Annotated in this window: 1 protein-coding gene; it reads left to right on the top strand. The window is 36.6% G+C overall.

The window, feature by feature from the left end:
- Window positions 1-1,159 (top strand): lipopolysaccharide biosynthesis protein (locus AC1DND_RS28225; protein WP_477586207.1); only part of this gene is annotated, 1,159 nt, incomplete at both ends.

The raw sequence follows: 1,159 nt of genomic DNA, 5'->3' as shown, positions 1-1,159 counted from the left end.
AACCATGGTTTATGGTATCAGTACCATCGCCTCGCGGTTACTCAATTTCATATTAACACCAATATTTACCCGGAGTTACGGTGCTAGTGCATTAGGTGTTTTTACCAAAATGTATGCTTATGCATCTATGACGAATGCTATACTGGCCTTTGGGATGGAAACTACTTTTTTTAGGTATCTCAATAAACATGAAGATAAAAAACAGCAGGTTTATAACAATTCTTTCCTGATCGTTGCCTTTATATCCATACTGTTTTTAATTACTGGGCTTGTTCTTACCGAACCGATCACCAAATGGTTGTTAAACAGTAATATGTCACATTATCAGGATCAAAAAAGATATGTACAGTATTTTCTTTGGCTCTTGTTTTCAGATGCCATCTGTGTAATTCCCTTTGCCAGGATCAGGGCTGATGGAAAGCCTTTTAGATATAGCATCATTAAATTTGTGAATATCTTGACTTATGTACTCTTAAGCTTATTTTTCATTTACGGTATCCCGCTAATCATTAAACATGATCTGCCCGGCGCAGCGTTCTTTCAAAGTTGGTTCCGTGATAAGTGGGTTGGGTATGTATTTATTGCCAATCTGGTAGCAAGTGCGCTTACCTTTTTACTTTTAGTGCCAGAATTTTTAAAGGTTCAGTTTAAATTTGACCGTGATCTTTTTAAAAAAATGCTTTCTTACAGCTGGCCTGTCCTGATCGCAAATTTATCTTTCATCGTTAATGAAAATCTGGATAAAATACTTTTGGATAGATACACAACCGAAGCAGAAGTAGGTATTTATGGTGCTGTTTGTAAGCTGGCTATATTCCTGAGTATTTTCAATATGGCTTTTAGACTGGGTGCCGAACCGTTTTTCTTCAGCTATGCCAAAAATGAAAACGCAAAGATTACTTATGCCAAAATTCTGGAATATTTTGTAATAGCACTTTCCATTCTTTTTGTGGCCCTCACTGCGAATATCGAAATCCTGAAATACTTTATCAGCCGGGATGCAAAACACCTGGCCGAATATTGGGTAGGTTTGCCCGCAGTTCCTTATTTACTTGTGGGCTACGTATGTTTAGGTATTTATATGAACCTTTCTATTTGGTATAGATTGTCTGATCAAACCAGATTTGGATTGTATATTTCTTTAATTGGAGCCTTTATT

It is taken from the genome of Pedobacter sp. 01N416, assembly GCF_056399685.1.
The sequence above is the reverse complement of the archived record's forward strand: the minus strand, read 5'-3'. Positions and strand labels throughout refer to the sequence as shown.